Annotated in this window: 16 protein-coding genes; 4 read left to right on the forward strand and 12 right to left on the reverse strand. The window is 71.3% G+C overall.

Going from position 1 to position 18,499, the window contains the following annotated elements:
* Nucleotide 1 precedes the first annotated feature (1 nt).
* The 3 genes from G412_RS0115195 to G412_RS0115205 form a co-directional block, all read right to left on the reverse strand.
* Complete coding sequence (locus G412_RS0115195; RefSeq protein ID WP_028812834.1) at nt 2-1,207, reverse strand: cytochrome P450; 1,206 nt, start codon at nt 1,205-1,207, stop codon at nt 2-4.
* Nucleotides 1,208-1,285: 78 nt separating this feature from the next.
* Nucleotides 1,286-3,166: a non-ribosomal peptide synthetase gene (locus G412_RS34585; protein WP_051338374.1), complete on the reverse strand. Its 1,881-nt coding sequence runs from the start codon at nt 3,164-3,166 to the stop codon at nt 1,286-1,288.
* Between the two features lie 79 nt (nt 3,167-3,245).
* A complete protein-coding gene (locus G412_RS0115205; RefSeq protein WP_078606995.1) occupies nt 3,246-4,652 on the reverse strand; it encodes an MFS transporter in 1,407 nt (468 codons plus the stop codon).
* A 443-nt stretch (nt 4,653-5,095) separates the two neighbouring features.
* Here G412_RS0115205 and G412_RS34590 point away from each other — a divergent pair, with 443 nt between their 5' ends.
* Nucleotides 5,096-8,479: a condensation domain-containing protein gene (locus G412_RS34590; RefSeq protein ID WP_051338375.1), complete on the forward strand. Its 3,384-nt coding sequence runs from the start codon at nt 5,096-5,098 to the stop codon at nt 8,477-8,479.
* A gap of 9 nt (nt 8,480-8,488) precedes the next feature.
* On the opposite strand, the gene G412_RS34595 is transcribed toward G412_RS34590, so the two are convergent.
* From G412_RS34595 to cysC, 3 genes are read right to left on the reverse strand one after another with little or no spacing between them, the layout of a single operon-like run.
* Entirely contained in the window at nt 8,489-9,844 is a 1,356-nt protein-coding gene (locus G412_RS34595; RefSeq protein ID WP_051338376.1) for a sulfate adenylyltransferase subunit 1, read from the reverse strand.
* Nucleotides 9,845-10,765 (reverse strand): sulfate adenylyltransferase subunit CysD, encoded by a 921-nt coding sequence (cysD, locus tag G412_RS0115220; protein ID WP_028812836.1) that lies wholly within the window; start codon nt 10,763-10,765, stop codon nt 9,845-9,847. It abuts the gene before it with no gap.
* Complete coding sequence (gene cysC / locus G412_RS0115225; RefSeq protein WP_028812837.1) at nt 10,762-11,322, reverse strand: adenylyl-sulfate kinase; 561 nt, start codon at nt 11,320-11,322, stop codon at nt 10,762-10,764. Before cysC ends, cysD begins: the two co-directional genes overlap by 4 nt.
* Nucleotides 11,323-11,385: 63 nt before the next feature.
* Between cysC and G412_RS0115230 the strand changes: the two genes are divergently transcribed.
* A complete protein-coding gene (locus G412_RS0115230) occupies nt 11,386-11,787 on the forward strand; it encodes a PaaI family thioesterase (RefSeq protein ID WP_028812838.1) in 402 nt (133 codons plus the stop codon).
* A 30-nt stretch (nt 11,788-11,817) separates the two neighbouring features.
* On the opposite strand, the gene G412_RS38085 is transcribed toward G412_RS0115230, so the two are convergent.
* The 6 genes from G412_RS38085 to G412_RS0115255 form a co-directional block, all read right to left on the reverse strand.
* Complete coding sequence (locus G412_RS38085) at nt 11,818-11,994, reverse strand: acyl-CoA carboxylase epsilon subunit (protein WP_425274478.1); 177 nt, start codon at nt 11,992-11,994, stop codon at nt 11,818-11,820.
* 39 nt (nt 11,995-12,033) lie between these two features.
* Entirely contained in the window at nt 12,034-13,248 is a 1,215-nt protein-coding gene (locus tag G412_RS0115235; protein WP_051338377.1) for an acyltransferase family protein, read from the reverse strand.
* On the reverse strand, nt 13,248-13,526 hold the full coding sequence (locus G412_RS0115240; protein ID WP_028812840.1) for an acyl carrier protein: 279 nt from the start codon (nt 13,524-13,526) through the stop codon (nt 13,248-13,250). The genes G412_RS0115235 and G412_RS0115240 overlap by 1 nt, the downstream gene beginning before the upstream one ends.
* An 83-nt stretch (nt 13,527-13,609) precedes the next feature.
* The gene (locus tag G412_RS34600; RefSeq protein WP_208857882.1) at nt 13,610-14,638 is read right to left on the reverse strand and encodes a transketolase family protein; all 1,029 of its coding nucleotides are present in this window, start codon (nt 14,636-14,638) and stop codon (nt 13,610-13,612) included.
* Nucleotides 14,635-15,513, reverse strand: a complete 879-nt coding sequence (locus tag G412_RS0115250; protein WP_244283010.1) for a transketolase — start codon at nt 15,511-15,513, stop codon at nt 14,635-14,637. The genes G412_RS34600 and G412_RS0115250 overlap by 4 nt, the downstream gene beginning before the upstream one ends.
* Nucleotides 15,514-15,595: 82 nt before the next feature.
* Entirely contained in the window at nt 15,596-16,939 is a 1,344-nt protein-coding gene (locus G412_RS0115255; protein ID WP_051338400.1) for a DegT/DnrJ/EryC1/StrS family aminotransferase, read from the reverse strand.
* A gap of 306 nt (nt 16,940-17,245) precedes the next feature.
* Between G412_RS0115255 and lysW the strand changes: the two genes are divergently transcribed.
* A complete protein-coding gene (lysW, locus tag G412_RS0115260) occupies nt 17,246-17,425 on the forward strand; it encodes a lysine biosynthesis protein LysW (protein WP_028812843.1) in 180 nt (59 codons plus the stop codon).
* A gap of 45 nt (nt 17,426-17,470) precedes the next feature.
* A complete protein-coding gene (gene argC / locus G412_RS0115265) occupies nt 17,471-18,451 on the forward strand; it encodes an N-acetyl-gamma-glutamyl-phosphate reductase (protein ID WP_028812844.1) in 981 nt (326 codons plus the stop codon).
* The last annotated feature ends 48 nt before the right edge of the window (nt 18,452-18,499 follow it).

Raw genomic sequence — 18,499 nt, forward strand, 5'->3', positions numbered from 1 at the left:
TTCAGCGCTCCTCCCCGGTGCGGAACCGCACCGACACCCGGTCGAACATGATGTGCCGACCGTTCTCGAAATGCAGTTCACTGGGCTCGTCCAGGTCGAACAGCGGCTGCTGGGCCAGCTCGTCAAGGACCGCGGCGAACTCGGCCCGGGCCAGATGCACCCCCATGCAGTGGTGGATGCCGTGCCCGAAACTGAGATGCTGGTGGGAGTTGCCGCGGTCGGGGTTGAACTCGTCGGGCTCCGGGAACTTCTCCGGATCCCGGTTGGCCGCGTCGAACAGCAGAACCACCCGGGCACCGGCCGGAATGACGGTGCCCGCGACGGTGACCTCACGGGTGGTGACCCGCGTGAACCGGTCGGTGGGGCACCAGCGGCGCAGGGCCTCCTCCGCGACGGCCGGGCGCAGCCGCGGCTCGCGGCGCAGCCGCCGCTGCAGGGCGGGATCCCCGGCCAGGGTGTGCACCAGGCGGGTGATCGAGTTCATCGTGTTGTCGTGCCCGGCGACGCAGAAGCTGACGATGATCGAGTACAGCTCCTCGTCCGGCAGCGGCCGGCCGTCCCGCCGCATCGCCGCCAGCCGGGCGAGGTAACTGCCGTCCGGCCGGCGCCGTACCCGGTCCATCTCCTCGGCCAGCAGGGCGTGGAAGGCGGGCCAGAACTTGCTCGCGTCCCGGTCGGTCGAGATGTACGTCCACATCGTCCGCGTCGCCTCGCGGACCCGGCTGCGGCAGGTTTCGGAGAGCCCGAAGGCCACTCCCAGCACCTCGATCGCGAACGGCTCCGCGAATTCGGCCATCAGGTCCCCGTGGCCGCGCTCGACCACCGGCGCGAGCAGGCGGGCGACGATCCGGCGCAGTTCCGGCACCATCGCGCCGACCGCGTCCCCGGTCATCGGACCGGCCATCCGGTCACGTATCTCGCGCTGCTGCGGCGGGTCGTAGTCGATCGGCGAGAACATCGGCATCCCCTCGGCCCGCGGGAAGTGCACGCCGCGGGCCGAGCTGTACGTGCGCCAGTCCGTCAGGGCGGCGCGCACGTCCGCGTACCGGGAGAGGATCCAGATTCCGCCGTACGCCGGCGACCAGGTCACCCCCTGCTCACGGATCTCGCTGTTCACCCGCTCCGCGGTCTGCGGGGTGTATCCGGGGTCGTGGTGGTCGAAAGCGGTTACCAGCCGGTCGGTGGCGTCCGCGGCCTCGGTGGTCATGCCTGCCTCCATGCCGATTTCGTCGGTCGACGATGTGTGTCGTGCCTGGCGGTGCCGGGGTGCTGCGGGCGGGCGGGTTCAGCGCCGCCTGGGGACGATCGGAGGGAGTGCGGCCGCCCCGGTGCCGGGGGCGGTGGCCGCCGGGATCAGCCGGGCCAGGCCGCTGACGGTCGGCTCGGCCATCAGGTCCGGCAGCTCGATCCGGGCGCCGAGGCCCTGCTCGATCCGGCCCTGCAACTGGGCCAGCAGCAGCGAATCGCCGCCGAGCTCCATGAAGTGGTCGTCCGCGCCGACCCCGTCCACCCGCAACAGGTCCGCGAACAGGCGGGCCAGTGCGGTTTCCGCGCCGGGGGCGGGCGCCCGCCAGGCGCGCGACGGGCGCCCCCGGGTCCAGTCCGCCGGGGGCAGCCGACGGCGGTCGATCTTGTTGGAGGTGTTCAGCGGGAACGCGTCCAGTTGTACGTAGGCGACCGGGACCATCCAGTCCGGCAGCCGCTCCACCGTGTGGTTGCGCAGCTCCAGCGGCGCGACCTCCCGCGCCGCGACGAAACAGGCGACGAGGCGGCGCTGGTCGCCGTCCACCGTCGCCACCACGGCGACCTGGTCGACGTCGGGGTGCTGGCCGAGCGCCCACTCGACATCACCGAGCTCCACCCGGTGTCCGCGTATCTTCACGATGTTGTCGATCCGGCCGTGGTGCTCCAGGATCCCGTCGGGACGGAACCGGCCCGCGTCGCCGGAGCGGTAGATGCGGCTGCCGGGGGCGCCGAACGGGTTGGGCCGGAACCTGTCCGCGGTCTGTGCCGGATCGCCCAGATACCCGAGGCTGAGGCAGTCCGAGTCGATCCACACCTCGCCGATGCCGTCGACGACCGGTGATATGCCGTCGTCCTCCAGGAGGTGGACGGTGACCCCGTCGATCGGGCGGCCCACGGGCGGGGCGCTCGCGCGGTCGGCGTCGGTGGCCGTGGTGGGGGTGCACCGAAGGGGCCACGGGTGGCAGGAGTTGGCTATCTGGAACGCCTCCAGGCTGCCGTACGAGACGGCGACCTCGAACGGCAGATCCGCCGGCCCCCACCGGTTCAGCCGGTCACCGCCCAGGGTGAGCAGGCGCAGCGCGCAGTCGCGCGGCCAGGGCAGGTTCTGCAGGACCTCGCCGACCGGGGTGATCACGAAGCTCTGGGTGATCCGCTCGGCGAGCAGCCAGTCCCGCAGGGCGGGCGGGGAGGCGATCACGTCGTGGTCACCGATCACGATGTGCGCGCCCTGCCAGAGCAGGCCGCCGACCTCGTGCAGCGCGATCCCGGCGCCCGCCGCGCCGAGCCAGGAGCCGCGGTCGGCGGCGGTGGTGGCGTTGATGGTGGCACTGCGGGCGGCACTGAGCGCCAGCCAGGAGTGCTGGGCCAGCACGATCTTCGCTTCGCCCGAAGAGCCGGAGGTGAACATCGCGTAGGCGAGATCCTCGCGGCGCGGTGCCGGACGCGGGGGCACCTCGCTGGCCACCCCGGCCGGCACCGGCGCACCGGCGTCGAGGGCGATCACGGGCAGTCCCGCGGGGGCCGGAGGCATGGGGTTGCCGGTGCTCCGGGCGGGGACCGCGGTCACCACGGCGGCGGGGCGCCCGGCAGCGATCGCCCGGTCGAACCGTTCCACCGGTACGGCCGGGTCCAACGGCATGCATACGCCGCCCGCCTTCAGGCAGCCGAGCATGCCGACCACCCACTCGACCGAGCGCCCCAGGTACATGGCGACCATGTCACCGCGCCGCACCCCCAACCGGCCGAGCTGCCGGGCGAGTTGGCCGGCCTGCCGGTTCAGGTCCCGGTACGTCAGTTCCAGTTCCCCGTGCCGGACGGCGGGCGCCGCGGGGGTGCTGCGGGCGAACTCCTCGATGCGGGAGACCAGGGTGGTGGCCGGACCCGCTTCGCGTACGGCCGTGGCGTCCTGCTGGCTGATCATGTGGTCCTCTCTGAAGGGGGGAGAGCCGTGCAGGTCGGTCCGGCCGTACTGCCTGATGCCCGGTCGGTCGGACCTGCGGTCAGTCGACGACGAGCCGCATGTCCTCCGGTACGTCGTCGGTCAGCCGGGTCACCGAACCGGCCAGGACCCAGAGCACGGCGCACAGCGCGAGCGCCGAGGCCAGGTAGAAGGAGGCGGCATTGCCGACCGTCACGGCGACCGCACTGCCCAGCAGCGGACCGGCGGCGTTGGCGCCCCAGACGAGCGGCAGGGAGACCCCGCCGACCCGGCCCATCGCCTGCGGCGGTGTGGCCTTCTGGATGAGGGTCATGACCCCGACGTTCCCCACGGGCGTGGTGAACGACGAGATGCCCTGCGAGACGATCAGTACGGTCACGGCGAACCCGGTGCCGCCGAGCTGGGCGAGGGGCAGCAGCGCGAACGCCACCACCAGCATCACGTGGGTCACCAGCAGAGTGCGGCCGATGCCCAGCCGCTCGTTGATCCGCCGGGACAGGATCGCGCCGAGCACGACCGGCGCACCACCGACACCGAGGGTCAGCCCGACCTGTGCGGCGGTCAGACCCAGGTCCTCGTACCCGAACACAATGATCATGGCGAGGACCATGGACACGGCGGTGTTGCCGAAGGTGGCCATCAGAGTCAGGTACCGCAGCAGCTTGTTGCCGAAGGTCATGGAGATTCCGCCGCGCAGGTCGGCCAGCGTGGCGCGCAGGCCGCGTGCGTGGGTCTGCTGCTTCTCGGGCTCACGGAACCGTACGAAACTCAGCGCGATGGCCGCCAGCAGGTAGGAGACGGCGTCGACGGTGAGCGCCCGCGCGGCGCCGAGCACGCTGACCAGAGCGCCGCCGCCGCTGCGCCCGAAGATCAGCGCGACGGAGCGGCTGAGCTGTGTCTTGGCGTTGCCGTCCACCAGGTCCTCGCGCGCCAGCAGTTGCGGCAGGTACGCCTGGTAGGCGAGCTGGAAGACGACGTCGAAGACGCCCTTGACCAGTGCGGCCACGTACAGGTGAACCATCGTCAGCCCGTCCATCGCCCAGGCCAGCGGCAGCGAGCCCAGGACGACGAACCGGGCCGCGTTGGACACCTGCATCATCATCCGCCGGTTCAGCCGGTCGGTGAACACCCCCATCAGCGGGGCGAGCAGGACGAACGGAATCCATTGCGCGGCGATCAGCATGCCCACGCCGACCGCGCCCTCGCCGAAGCCGATGACGGCCAGCAGGGGCAGCGCGACCACGCTGATCTCGCTGCCCAGCAGGCTGATCGACTCTCCGCCCCAGACCAGGGCGAAGTCACGGTTGCGGAACAGGACGGAGCGCTGTTTCGCGCTCTTGCCACCGGCAGGAGGAGGCGGCGCGGTGCCGGACGCACCCGGCGGCGACTGGGGTGGGACCCCCCCGCCGGCGCTCTCTGCCTCTGCCGGGGTGGTTCCGGTCCCGGATGACGAGTTGGTTGAGGTCATGCCCTGTGGCTCCTCATAGCAGGAATTCGGTGCGAGACGCTCGTATTCAGTTGTGCGTGTGCGTCGGTCGGCGAGCTCCCTGACCACACACCACAACTGCGGACGGCATCACAGTACGGCCAGGCTGCACGGTACAGCCAGTCTTTAAGCACAGTCTGCGCTTCCGGGCCGGCCGGCCGGACGGGGCCGCATGCACCGCGAGGCCTTGCTGAATTCGAACGTGCAGGCAGTGCAAGCAAGTTGGGGCAGGTGGCAGCACAGTCGCCGCTCCCCTTGCTATGACTGTGCAGACGCGATCCGGCCGAAACTGATTGTGGCATGGCCGGAAGGGAATCGTCCGTACGGCGACTGTCGTACGGGTGGACGACGAGGCCGGGGCCGGTCTTCGCCGTCGTACCGCAACACTACTGGGCAATGTCTGCGTGCCGCGTTATCGTATCTCCATGAGAGGCTACGAAGACTTCATACCCCTTGCGGTTATCCAGGAGCACTTCTGGTCCTCCGACGGAACAGCGGCCGAACAGGCCCCGCTGACCGAGTGCGTGGCGCTGGCGGTGCCGGGCCGACTGGACCCGGACGCCCTGAGCACCGCGGTCCGCGCGCTGCTGTCCCGGCACGAGATCCTGCGCAGCGCCGTACGCCTGCACGACGGGCGGCCGGGACAACTGGTGCTCCCCGTGCCCGAACAGTTGCCGTTCACCGAGGTCACCCTCCCGGCCCGCGAGCATGACGCGGACGCGCGGCAGGACCGGGACCGGGCGCTGTCCCGGTTCGCCGGCACCGGGATCGACCCCGCGGCCGGCTGCGGGATCGCGTTCCTGCTGCTGCACGGCGGCGGCCCGGCGGGCGAGGACGTCCTGGCACTGGCCGTCCACCACATCTTCGCGGACGCCACCGCGGTCCGGCTGCTGCTGGCGGAACTGGCCGCCGACTACGCCGCCGCGCTGGCCGGCACCCCCTCACCGGTGCCCGAACCCGAGCTGCAGTACGGCGACTTCGTCCAATGGGAGCGCGAATCCCTGCTCCCCGCCGCCCGGGACACCGACACCGCATGGTGGCAGGAGACCCTGAGAGCCGCGCCGACCGCCCTGGAAGTACGGCCTGACCTCCCGCGCCGCCGCAGCCGTCGCGGCGCCGGCCGACGCACCGGGTTCGTCCTGCCGGGGGTCGACGGTCCCGCCGTGCGGCGTACCGCCCGGACCCTGCACGCCTCGCCGTACGCCCTGTGCCTGGCGGGCTGGGCGGCCATGATCGCCCGCTCCACCGGCGACGAGGACCTGATGCTCGGCGTGCTCGCCGCCAACCGGGCCGTCCCGCAACTGGAGTCGCTCGTCGGGCAGCTCGCCAACACCGTGCCGCTGCGCCTGGACCTCGGGGGCGCGCCGGACCTGGCCGATACGGTGTCGCGCTGCTCGGCCGGGGTGGCCGCCGCGGTCGAGCATGTCCGGCTGCCGTTCAACCGGATCGTGCAGGCCGCCGCCGCCCCGCGCCCGACCGACCGGACCCCGTTGATCCAGCACCTGTTCCTGCCCCGTGTGGACGCGGTCGGTGAGCTGAGCCTGGGCGGACAGCCGGTGCGGGTACTGGACGTGGAACGCGACCGCGGTCGGTTCGACACCGTCGCCGAGATCGAAGTCACCGACGAGCAGGTCCGGTTGTGGCTGGAGTACGACAGCGACCTCTACACCCCGGACGGGGTACGCGCGCTGGTGGACGATTACGCCGGGGTGCTGAAGCAGTGGCTGGCGCGGCCCGCGCTGCGGCTGCCGGAGCTGGAGCTGGACGCGCCGGTTCCGGTCGGCCCCGTACCGGCCGGCCAGGAGCCGGTCGGCGGACCGGCGGAGGAGCTTCGGGTCGACCTTCCCGACGGCACCCCCCTCACGCTCCTGCTCGACCGCTCGCGCGGACCGGAGCGCTGGCCGGTGCTGACCGGGCTGAGCGGGGCACAGGCAGAAGATCTGGAACTGGAGCCCGGACTGTCGGTGCACCAGCCCGCCGAGCTGCTGCTGGCCAAAGTCCGCACCGGCCTCACCGCCCGGCGCGACACGCGGGGCCGGCTGGAGATCGTGGCCGGACTGCCCACCCCCGTGGTGGACACTCCTTCGCCGGACACCCGCACGACGGCGGGCACGGACCGGCTCCTCGGACTGGTCACAGAGATCTGGGCACAGGTGCTGGAACAGCCGGGACTCGCCCCGGACGACGACTTCTTCGCCTGCGGCGGACACTCGCTGCTGGCCACCAGCCTGGTGGCCGAGATACAGGAGACGCTCGGGGTGGGAGTGCGGGTACGGGCCCTGTTCGAAAACCCGACCCCGGCCGAGCTGACCGCCCACCTGCGTAACGCCCATCCCGAACTCGACGGCATGCTCGAACTCATTGCCGAGCTGCCTGACGGCGCGGAGACGCAAGCCGTCGTCGCACCGGCGGAACAAGCGCCCACCCCGGCCACAGAGACCAGCGGAAACGACACCGCCGTGGACGTGCCCCTGCTGTCCGGCCAGCGTCAGCTGTGGCTGGCCCAGCAGGCCGACCCGGACGCGCTCACCCACACCATCCCGCTGATCCTGGACCTGGCAGGACCGCTGAAGCCGGACGCGTTCGCCGCCGCGCTCAATGACGTGGTGGCGCACCAGCCGGGCCTGCGCGCCACGTTCGTCGAGGTCGACGGCCTGCCGGTGCAGCGGATCCAGCCGCACACCCCGATCGACGTACCCACGATCGACCTGACCGGCCAGGACGACGATGCCGCCCGCGATGCGGAGCTGCGGCGGCTGGAGCAGGAGATCGCGTACACCGGATTCGACCTCACCCGCGGCCCGCTGCTGCGGGCCCGGATCATCCGGCTGGGCGCCGAGCGCCACCAGGCCCAGCTCCTCTTCCACCACCTGGTCACCGACGAGGTGTCCATGACCCTGCTGATGCGGGAACTGAGCACCGCCTACCGGGCCAGGGCTGCCGGACACGCTCCGGCCCTGCCCCCGCACGAGGTCGATCTCGCCACCCTGGCCCGGGCCGAGGAGAACTTCCTCGCCGGTGCGGAGGGCGAACGACTGCGCCGGTTCTGGGCCCGCGAGCTGGCGGGGGCGGCCGCGCTGCGGCTTCCCACCGACCGTCCTCGCGGCGACCGCGCGAGTTTCCGCGGCGAGTTCCTGGAGCGGCCCGCCTCCGCCGACGCGGCCAGGATGGTGCGCGAGCTGGCGGGCGCCTGCCGTACGACCCCGTTCACCGTGTTCTGCGCGGCGGTCGCCGTCGTGCTGCGACGGCTGAGCGGCCAGAGCGACATCGTGATCGGCATTCCCACGGCGAACCGTACGCAGCGTGGGGCAGACCAGTTGATCGGCTGCTTCCTCAACGTGGTTCCGGTCCGGCTGGACCTGTCGGGCAACCCCCGCTTCGACGAACTCGTGCAGCGGGTGAGCGCGGCGGTGCTGCGCTCCTACGAGCACCAGCAGGTGCCCTTCGCGGAGATCGTGCAGAGCGTCCAACCGCAGCGGGTGCCCGGTACGCACCCGATCTACCAGGTCACCTGCGAACTGCAGCTGGAGTCCTGGATGCCCGCACAATTCGCCGGCCTCGACTGCGAGTACCGCTTCCTCTCCCACGGCACCGCCCGCTACGACATGGCCTTCCACGGGCTGCTGCGCCCCTCCGGGCTGTCAGCGATGGTGGAGCTGAACACCGACCTGTGGGACCGGACCACCGGCTACCGGCGGATCGACCAGGTACTGGAGCTGCTCGCCGCGGCGGCGGAGGGACCCCGTACACCGATCGCGGACCTGCCCGGAGCGAGCGGGCACCAGACCACCGCGCCCGCCCGTCACTGACCGGACGTCTCAGCCGGCGTCGGGGTCTTCGGACCGTACGACCCCGACGCATGCGGGGGGCGTGGTCGCCGCGGCGAAGGCGGCGCCTGCCATGCCGGCGCTCAGTGTCGTGCCGTCGGCCGGGTCGATCAGCAGGAAGGAACCGGTGCGCCGGGAGTCGGCGTAACCGTCGAGGGCGAGCGGTTCCGCGGTACGGATGCGGACCCGGCCGATGTCGTTGGCGACCAGCCGTCCCGGCTCCGGGTGCGGGGACAGGCCGTCCAGGGTGAGCCGGGACGGGATCTGCCTGACGACGGCCTTGACGGTACGGGTGGTGTGCTTGAGCAGCACCCGCTGACCCACGGCCAGCGGCCGGTCGGCGACATGGCAGACGGTCGCCTCGACGTCCTGGCTGATCGCCGGAGCGTCCCCGGACGGGACCAGGAGGTCGCCGCGCGAGATGTCGATGTCGTCGTCGAGCAGCAGCGTGACGGACTGCGGGGCCCGCGCCTCGGCCACCGGCTTGCCGAGCAGGTCGATACCGCTGATCCGCGAGGTGCGGCCGGAGGGCAGGACCGTGACCCGCTCACCGACCCGGAAGGCGCCGGCCGCGATCTGGCCCGCGTATCCCCGGTAGTCGGGGTGCTCCGCCGTCTGTGGCCGGATCACGTACTGCACCGGGAAGCGTGCGGGGCGGCCGGACAGGTCGTGGTCGTCGGCGGGGACGGTCTCCAGGTGCTCCAGTACGGTCGGTCCGCCGTACCAGTCCATGTGCACCGACGGCTCGACGACGTTGTCTCCGACGAGTGCCGAGATGGGGATGGCGGTGATCTCGACTACGCCCAACTGGCGGGCGTATGCGGTGAATTCGCTGGCGATGACGGCGAAGACGGGCTCGGCGTAGTCGACGAGGTCCATCTTGTTGACGGCGAGCACGACGTGCGGGACGCGCAGCAGCGCGGCGACGGCCGCGTGCCTGCGGGTCTGTTCGACGACCCCGTTGCGGGCGTCGACCAGGACGACGGCCAGCTCGGCGGTGGAGGCGCCGGTGACCATGTTCCGGGTGTACTGCACATGTCCGGGGGTGTCGGCCAGGATGAACCGGCGCCGGGCGGTGGTGAAGTAGCGGTACGCCACGTCGATGGTGATGCCCTGCTCGCGCTCGGCGCGCAGGCCGTCGGTGAGCAGCGCCAGGTCGGGGGCGTCCTGGCCGCGGTTGCGGGAGGCGTGCTCGACGGCCTCCAGTTGGTCGGTGAGTACCGACTTGGAGTCGTACAGGAGGCGGCCCACCAGGGTGGACTTGCCGTCGTCGACCGATCCGGCGGTGGCGAAACGCAGCAGCGTGGTGGCCGGCGGATCGGCCGGCTGCCCGGTGAACATGTTCATTCAGAAGTACCCCTCACGCTTGCGGTCCTCCATCGCGGCCTCGGACATCTTGTCGTCGGCGCGGGTGGCGCCCCGCTCGGTGAGCCGGGACGCGGCGATCTCGGCGATGACCTGGTCCAGCGTCACCGCGTCCGAGTCGACGGCGCCGGTACAGGACATGTCGCCCACGGTGCGGTAGCGCACCAGACGGGTCTCGACACTCTCCGCACCCCGCGGACCGCCCCAGTCGCCGGCGGTCAGCCACATGCCGTCGCGCCGGAAGACCTCGCGCTCGTGCGCGTAGTAGATCCGCGGGAGTTCGATCTTCTCGCGGGCGATGTACTGCCACACGTCCAGCTCGGTCCAGTTGGACAGCGGGAACACGCGCACATGCTCGCCGGGAGCGTGGCGGCCGTTGTAGAGCTGCCACAGCTCGGGGCGCTGGCGGCGCGGGTCCCACTGCGAGAACTCGTCGCGCAGGCTGAACACCCGCTCCTTGGCCCGCGCCTTCTCCTCGTCCCGGCGCCCGCCGCCGAAGACCGCGTCGAACCGCTCCGCCTGGATCTTCTCCGTCAGCGGCACCGTCTGGAGCGGGTTGCGCGTCCCGTCGGGGCGCTCACGCAGCACGCCGCGGTCGATGTAGTCCTGCACGGAGGCGACATGCAGTCTCAGGCGGTGCTCGGCCACCGCACGGTCCCGGTACTCCAGCACCTCGGGGAAATTGTGCCCGGTGTCGACGTGCAGCAGGGAGAAGGGAAGTGAGGCGGGTGCGAACGCCTTCAGCGCCAGGTGCAGCATGACGATCGAGTCCTTGCCACCGGAGAAGAGAATCACCGGCCGCTCGAACTCACCCGCCACCTCGCGGAAGATGTGCACCGCCTCGGACTCCAGCGAGTCCAGGTGACCAAGCCGGGGACACGACCGCGGTTCTGTCGCCGTCATGCCACGAACCGTTCCTCTTTGAGCAGGTCCATGAGCAGTGAGGCCGCTTCGTCGGCCGACTGCCGGACCGTCGGGATGACAAGGTCGGGTTCCTTGGGCACCTCGTACGGGTCGTCGACCCCGGTGAGGCCCGTGAGCTCACCGGCCCGCTGCTTGGCGTACAGGCCCTTGACGTCCCGTTCCGCGCAGACCTCGACGGGCGTGGCCACATGGACCTCGAAGAAGGCCGTTCCGCTCTCGGTGTGCCGGCGCCGTACGGCGTCACGGCTGTCGGCGTACGGCGCGACGACCGGCACGAGGACGATCACACCGTTGCGGGCGAGCACCTCGGCCATCAGGCCGATCCGCCGCAGATTCTCGTGCCGGTCCTCGCGGTCGAATCCGAGACCCGCCGACAGAGTCTTCCGCATCACGTCGCCGTCCAGAACCTCGACGCGGTGTCCCGCGTCACGCAGCTTCTCGGCGAGCAAGAACGCGATTGTCGTCTTGCCCGCACTCGGCAGACCGGTCAGCAGGACGGTCACACCACAGTCACACGATCCGGGGTTAACCACCATGGTCGGTCGGACCTCCTTCTAGATGCGGTAGGAACTCGCCACGACACCTGAAATACTCGGCACATGACGGCAACTGACAAGCCACACACGGGACATGGACCCTACGTCGACCACCTGGGTCTGCACTTCGAGCAGGTCGGCCCCGACCGGGTGGTGGCGTGCTGGTCGGCCCGCGGCGACCTGCTGCAGCCTCACGGGATACTGCACGGCGGGGTGCACTGTGCGGTGGTCGAGTCCGTGGCCAGTGTGGCCGCTGACCGCTGGCTCGGTGACAAGGGCACCGTGGTCGGGGTCAGCAACACCACGGACTTCTTCGCCCCGGTGACCGTGGCCAACGGCCGGCTCACTTCGACAGCGGAACCGGTCCACCGGGGTGCCACCCAGCAGGTCTGGTCGGTGGAGACGGTGGACGCCGCGGGCAGTCTGGTCGCCCGCGGGCAGGTCCGGCTCCAGAACCTGCGCTGATCCGCGACATCACCACAGGCAAGGAAAGCCTCAGCCCTGCCAGCTGTGCGGCGCCGAGAAATCCGGAACGCGCACCGGGCGACGCCAGCCGGCGGGGGAGTGACCGCGGGAGGGGACACGCGCGGCCCGCCGCCGGGCCGCGGCGCAGGCCAGCAACAGCGCGACGAGAGCGGCCAGTTCCTCGGGCTCCGCGTGGCCCCTCTCCACCCGGAGCAACTTTTCGAGACCGCCCGGCCCGGACAGGGCTCAAACCCTGTCCGGAGCGGGCCTGAGCACCTCATCGGCCCGTGGAGAGCGCGGACGGCTCCACCGCCGCATGACGGGGCGTTCCACCAGCACGTACAACAGCCATGCGAGCACCAGGCTGGTGGCGATCGTCAGGCCTGCCATACCGAGTACCTCCGGCCAGGTCGAGGGAGCACCGGGTTTCGCCCCCCAGGTGGGGGAGGTGCGGCCGATCCAGCCGTAGGCCACCACCAGCCAGTGCACCAGATACAGGGCGAAGGAGATCTCGCCCAGGAACACCATGGTCCGGCCGCCGAGCCAGGTCCTGCCGCTGCCGCTGTTGATGTCGGCGGCGGCGGTGGCCGCGACCAGGAAGGCGAGCGGAAGGGCCGTGAGCGCCACGAAGCCGAGTTCGTTCGGCAGGTAACCCGTGGCGACGAACGGCACCAGCGGAAACACGAGCGCCACAGCGAGCGGCAGCCGGATCCACCGCCCGTTGACGACGATCAGCGCCACCACGATGCCCAGCACGAACTCCAGCATCCGTACCGGCGGGAAAAACGTCATGAACCACATGGAGAGCCAGTTCTGGCCGGTGCCCGGGTGCATTCCCCCGGACGTCGGCAGCCAGGAGGCCACCAGGGGAACGGCCCAGATCGCGGCGTACACCACCACGAAGGCCGGCCACAGCCGGGCGGGTGGGATCTTCCGCAGCAGCTTCAGCAGCCACGGGAACGCCAGGTAGAACAACAGCTCGCAGGAGAGCGACCAGGTCGGCGTGTTCGACCACAGGTTGAACTGGAGCTTCATGTCCGGGATCCAGGTCTGCACCAGCAGCAGCGTCGCACCCGCGTCGCGGGCCGTCAGCGCATGACCCGCGGCTGCCGCCAGCAGCAGCGCGGCAAGGACCGTGACCAGGTGGTTCGGATAGATCTTGAAGAACCGGCGCCGCCAGAACCGCCCTACGGAGTCGTCGTCACGGGCCACCCAGGTCAGGACGAATCCGCTCAGGATGAAGAAGAACGACACCCCGAAAGCGCCGGCCTCGTGCAGCAGCCGGATCGCGAATACCTGGTCCGGAGCCACCCGTGGCAGCAGATTGACCCCGACGTGCGAGAGCACCACCAGGAACGCGGCGAAGAAACGCAGCCCGGTCAGGGACGGAAGCTTCTGGGCGCGTTGTACGAGCACGGCGCCGGGCAGATCCGGGGTGGCGACCGGTCTGTGGATCGTCATCAGGATTCTCCGTCGGACTCGGCGCCGGACGGGGCGAGTTCAAGGGCCAGCTCGCGGACCACGGTGGCCCGGTAGAAGTTCCGTACCGGTACGCGCAGACCCTGCTCCGCCTCAATCAGGTCGATCACTTCCATGGCGGCCAGCGAGGTGCCGCCGAGCGCGAAGAAGTCGTCTTCGGGGGACGCCTCCTGCTCCAGCTCGAGCACCCGCTGGAACACGCTCTGCACGTAACGGATTCGGTCCTCGTCGCGGACCAGGGCGGGGCTCGTCATCGTCATCACCTCATGGTTGGTCGGCGGCAGTGTGGTGCGCCGGTCGTTTGGGTCGTGTTGTGGGTGTCCGCTCGCCCGCACGCGGGTTCTCAGCGGGCAGCGGTGGTACGGGCGTGCAGGTGCCGGGCCGCGTCCACCACCGCACCCGTGCTCACGCCGAGCTGCTCCAGCGCGGCGCGCTGGCCGGCCACGCGCAGGCCGGGGCGGCCCCGTACGGCCAGTCGGCGTATCGGCAGGGCCAGTTCGGCAGAGACCACCTCGGCGACCGCGTCACCCAGACCGCCCTGCGGCCGGTGTTCCTCCACGGTCACCACCCCGGCGCGGCCACGGCACGCGGTCAGCAGGCCCTCCCGGTCCAGCGGGTGCAGGGTGTGCAGGTCCACGACCTGCGCCTCGATGCCGTCGGCCGCGAGTTCCCCGGCGGCCTCCAGGGCGAACAGCAGCGGCAGCGGCCCTGCCGCCACCAGCGTGACGTCCGCGCCCTCGCGCAGTACCCGGGCCCGGCCCAGCCGGAACTCGGGCGCCGGGCCGGGCGGCACCGGCGTGGCGGAGCGGCCCAGCCTCAGGTATCCGGGGCCGGACAGCTCGTGCAACTGGTGGGTGGCGGCGCCGATGTGGCGTGGGTCGCCCGGTACGACGACCGCCAGGTCCGCCAGGGCGCGGGTCACCGCCAGATCCTCCAGGGCGAAGTGGCTGGTGCCGAAGTGCGCGGCGGCGAGGCCACCGTGTGTGGCGATCACCCGTACCGGCAGCCGGTTGCCGACCACGTCCAGCTTGAGGAACTCGCCCGCGCGCATCGTGGCGAAGGTGGCCATCGTGTGCACGTACGGGACGAAACCGCGGCGGGCGAGCCCGGCGGCCACCGTCATCAGGTTCGCCTCCGCGATCCCGACATTGATGTAACGGTCCGGGAACTGCTTCCCGAAGGTCTTCTCCAGGCCGCCGGTGTCGGAGTCCAGGCAGATCACCCGGTGGTCGGCGGCGGCCAGTTCCAGCAGGGCCTCGCGGTAGGCGGTCCGGGGGTCCGGGCCGAGGGCCGGCTGCGGGTCCTGCCCGGCCGGCTGTCCCGTTGCCACGGGGTGCGCTGCGGCGGGCGGGGCGGTCGGGGTGCGGCTCACGACGTACCTCCTGCCACCGGCTGACCGAGCGCGGCCAGGCCCCTGCGCACCAGGTCCGGTTTGAGCTTGGCGTAGTGTCCGGCCACCCGGCCCTCCAGAAACGGCACCCCGCGGCCCTTCACGGTGCGGGCGATCACGGCGACCGGACCGGCCGGGGACGGCTGCAGGGCCTCGTGCAGCGCGGACAGGTCGTGCCCGTCGACGATCCGCGCCTCCCAGCCGAAGGCCGCGAACTTGGCGTCCAGCGGTTCCAGCCCGACGCAGCCCTCCGTGCCGCCGGTGATCTGCAGCCCGTTGCGGTCCACCGCCGCGACCAGTCCGGGCAGCTTGCGGTGGCCGGCGAGCAGAGCGGCCTCCCAGACGCTGCCCTCCTGGAGTTCGCCGTCGCCGAGCACGGTGTAGACGTGCCGGTCACCGCCGCGAAGCTGCTCGGCGATCGCCAGTCCCACCGACAGGCCGAGCCCGTGGCCCAGCGAACCGGTGGCGAACTCGACTCCGGGCAGGTCGTGCGACGGATGACCGAACAGCCGGCTGCCGGGCCGGGTGTAGCCGTCGAGCTCCTCCGCCGGGAGCCGGCCGAGCTGGACCAGCACGCTGTACAGCGCGGGTGCCGCGTGACCCTTGCTGAGTACGAACGAGTCGCCCGGTCGCAGCAGTTGGGCGTGCAGGACGGCCATCAGATCGGCGCAGGACAGACTGCCGCCGACGTGGGCGCCCTCGGGACCGCCCGCCATCCGGACCGCGTCCTCGCGGATCCGCCGGGCCATCTGCGCGGGGTCGAGCGGCGTTGTGGGGACGGCGGCGGAATGGTCCGCTTCCACGGCGGGGTGTGCGGGGTCGGGTGGGCGCGGTGGGCTGGTGGTGGGTACGGCCATGTCTGGCTCCCTTCGGACGGGCGTCGGCCCGCCGGCGTGGACCTGGGGCCCGGATCGGGCGGACTGGCGGACTGGCGAGCGGTCAGCCCCGGCGCAGCGCCTCCCGCCAGCCGGGAGCGGGGCGGGAGGTGGCCATCCGGCGGATCAGGCCGAGGTGCTGCCAGACCTTCTCGAAGGCGTCGGCGTACGACTGCAACAGCGGTCCGGCGGCCGGGTCCAGGTGCCGGCGCTGCAGGCACAGCGACCCGTCGACGACGGCGGCGGTCACCGGGAAGAGCTCGTCCACCCGGTCCAGTGCGTCCGCCGTGGACAAGCCGTCCGGCCGGAAGGCGGGTTGCGCGGACAGCGGGGCGACCTGGTACTGGGACACGGGCACGCCCTCGGCCCGCAGGACCCGGTGCAGGGCGGCGCGCAGACCGGTCCGGTGCTCCGGACCCAGGCCGAGCGCCTCCGGCTCCGGCATCAGACGAAGGATGTGCCACACATGGGTGCGTCCGGCCGGGATCTGCGGCACCCGCAGTCCGGGCAGGCTCGCGAGCCGGTCGAGGAAGCTGCGGATGCCGGGCTCGCGCCGGCGGGCGTAGTCGTCGAAGCGGGAGAGCTGGGAATGGGTGAACGCCGCTGCCATCGGCGTGATCCGGGCGTTCAGTGCGGGCCGGTGGGCGATGTAGCTGCGCGCCCCGGTGGGCTCCAGCTCGCCGAAGTTGCGCAGCCGTACCAACTGCTCGTGCAGATCGTCGTCGTCGGTGGTGATGAGCCCGCCCTCCCCGCAGGTCGGCAGGTTCTTGTGGGGGTGCAGGCTGAAGCAGCCGGCCTTGCCCAGGGCGCCGGCCCGCCGGCCGTCGAGTCGCGCGCCGTGTGCCTGGGCCGCGTCCTCCACGACCGGGATGCCCCACTGGTTCGCCAGTTCGCCCAGCGCGGGCATGTCGGCGGGCAGTCCGTGCAGGTGTACGGGCAGCAGTGCGGCGGTGCGTGGCCCGGCGACGGCGGCGACGGACCGCGGGTCGAGTGTGTAGGTGCCGGGTTCCACGTCGGCGAATACGGGTGTGGCTCCCGCCGCACACACGGCATGGGCTGTCGCGTTCATCGTCAGTGCCGGGACGATCACCTCGTCACCGGGGCCGATCCCGCAGCCGCGCAGGGCCAGGTGCAGTGCGGCGGTTCCGGAGGCGACGGCGACACAGTGCCGGGTCCCGGTGGCCTCTGCCCACGCCTGCTCCAGGCGGCCGACCTCGGGTTCGCCCGGCGAGGCGGCGTTCAGCGGTCCCTCGCGCAGCACCCGGAGTACGGCCTGCTCGTCGGCCGTGGTGATGAGCGGCCAGGTACCGCCGGTGCTGGTCCTGGGTACGGCCCGGTCCCCGCCGAGCAGGGCAAGGCTGGTTCCTGCTGCCGGGGTGCGGGTCGTGGCGCGGGTGGTCTCAGACATGGGCGGGCACCTCCGGTTGTACGGCTGCGAGTTCCGCACGGGGATGCCGTTGTACCGGAAGTCCAACGCCCCACGATGCAGAGTCTGCGTACTCGTCATTGCATTGTTGCCGGACCATGGAGTGACTGTCGACAGTCTGTATCACCCGACTCGCGGAAATCCGTGACTCGACCTTCACCGGCCGGGCCTCCCAACCCTGTTCTGCGAGGAAAACTGATCTCTCGGGGGTGTGCCCTTGTGCAGTGTGTGTTAGCTTCTGCTGTGTTCTCGAAAGACAGTAGTCACACAATCTTCAGGAGGCAACACATGACTACTGCACTGAGCGTGCAGTGCCCCGAGTGCGGAGGGGCGCTGGAGGTGCGTCCCGATGTGCTCGCGGCCGAGATCGTGATCTGCCAGAACTGCTCCAGCGAGCTCGAAGTCGTGGCAACCGGGCCCGTGGTACTGGCCCTTGCCCCCGAGGTCGAAGAGGACTGGGGCGAGTAGTCGTTCGTAGCCGATGCAGACCACGAACTGATGAGGAGTGGGCCAGTGAAGGTGAGTGTTGTCGGCGCGGCAGGCTACACCGGCGGTGAACTGCTGCGCCTGGTGCATGCCCACCCCAAGCTGGAACTGGTGCAGGCGCTCTCGCGTCGGCACGCGGGCCGGCCGGTGGCGGAAGTGCACCCCAATCTGCATCACCTCGCACTGACCTTCCGGGCGCCGCAGGAGCTGGAACCGGTGGACACCGCGTTCCTGGCCCTGCCCGCCGGCGCCGCCGCCGAGGTGGAGGCCGGGGTCGGGGAGCGGGCCGAGACGATAGTGGACCTGAGTCCCGACTTCCGGGGCGGAGGCCTCTCCGCGGACGGCACCGCGTACCGGACCGGTCTGCCCGAGCTGTTCGCCGACGAGCTTGTCGGCGCCACGAGGATCAGCGTTCCCGGTTGCATGGCCACCGCGGCCATTCTGGCCCTGGCTCCCGTGCAGCGGGCCGGTCTGGTGGCCGGCGACGTGGTGGTGGACGCCCGGGCCGGCTCGTCCGGCTCCGGTGCGGAACCGGGACCGGCCTCACACCACGCGGAACGCGGGAACGCCTTCCGGGTGTACAAGCCCGCCGGACACCGGCACGAGACCGAGATCGCCGCGCTGGCCGGAGTGCGGGCCCGGATGACGGTGACGGCCGTCCCGACGGTGCGCGGCGCGCAAGTGCTGTGCCACGTCACACCCCCGCAGCCGGTCACCCGCCGACAGGTGCTGCAGGTGCTGCAACGCGCATACCGCGACCACCCGTTCGTCCGGATCGTGGCCCGTGGCCGCGGCGTACACCGGATGCCCGACCCGCAGTTCCTCGGCGGCACCAACTTCGTGGACATCGGTTGCGCCGTCGACGAGGACGGCGGCCGGATCGTGCTGGTGGCCGCGCTGGACAACCTCGTGAAGGGGGCAGCCGGCGGCGGGGTGCAGAGCCTGAACGTGGCCTGCGGAATGCCGCAGGACGCCGGACTTGAATTTCCGGGACTGCACCCTGCCTGACGCCCGGTCCACGAACGCGGCACGTGAGAGGCCCGTGAGAGCAGAGCG

Origin of the sequence: Streptomyces flavidovirens DSM 40150 (assembly GCF_000429085.1) — a bacterium.
Taxonomy (GTDB): domain Bacteria; phylum Actinomycetota; class Actinomycetes; order Streptomycetales; family Streptomycetaceae; genus Streptomyces; species Streptomyces flavidovirens.